We start from the raw sequence: 775 nt of genomic DNA, 5'->3' as shown, positions 1-775 counted from the left end.
CCCACCTTTGTACGCTGCTAATATTTGCGTAAAAAACTCAACTATAAATAAGTTATTGATCACTGAAGTTTCCTATTTTTCTAGGGGGACATAACGCCCGCCTAAGGGGCTGGCAACGCATTACACTAAACTCAAACACAACAACCATAACCACCGCGGCTCAATGGGACTGGAAACGCCACGCGTTGACAGTCCCTCTTGAGGCGTTTGTTATGTTTCTGGCCACGATGTACGATCTAAGCCATAAACCGCATGATCTACGATGCGACCATTTAAGTTTTCTGCACGAGTAATTGTCCCCTCAAGCACGAATCCTAAACGCTCACACACGTTTCGACTTGGCTGATTTCCCGTTGCAGCCGATATTTGAACTTTTTCCATGTCCAAGTCGGTAAATGCAACGTCTACCAGTTTCAGCACTGACCTACTAACGATCCCTTTACCTTGATAGTCAGAGCTTAACCAATAACCCATTTCCACTTTTTTCAGTTGATAGCTAATGCTGTTAAAACTTATGTTTCCGACCAATTTGTCTTTATAAATCATGCCACAAACAAGCGATTTACCATCGGCATAATCATGTAATGAGCGTTTGATAAAACTTAGGAAGAACTCTTCGCTGTTTGCATGAGGAGGCCACGCTAACCATTGGCTCAAATACTCACGATATCTACTAACAATTTCGAGATATTGAGGCGCAAATTTAGGATCAACCAAAGCAAGCTTTAGGTCTGTATCAACATCCAATGTAAACATGATTTCCTCTTATGAAACA

Annotated in this window: 1 protein-coding gene; it reads right to left on the bottom strand. The window is 41.9% G+C overall.

The window, feature by feature from the left end; all coding sequences use genetic code 11:
• Positions 1-210 precede the first annotated feature (210 nt).
• On the bottom strand, positions 211-756 hold the full coding sequence (locus tag VOR_RS0104015) for a GNAT family N-acetyltransferase (protein ID WP_010318444.1): 546 nt from the start codon (positions 754-756) through the stop codon (positions 211-213).
• Positions 757-775: the final 19 nt, after the last annotated feature.

Origin of the sequence: Vibrio ordalii ATCC 33509 (genome assembly GCA_000257205.1) — a bacterium.
Taxonomy (GTDB): Bacteria; Pseudomonadota; Gammaproteobacteria; order Enterobacterales; family Vibrionaceae; genus Vibrio; species Vibrio ordalii.
This window is presented reverse-complemented; position numbering and strand designations above follow the sequence as displayed.

Bases quoted from the DNA above. Each gene is read 5' to 3' on its own strand.
- VOR_RS0104015 (WP_010318444.1), bottom strand. From the start codon at position 756: ATGTTTACATTGGATGTTGATACAGACCTAAAGCTTGCTTTGGTTGAT.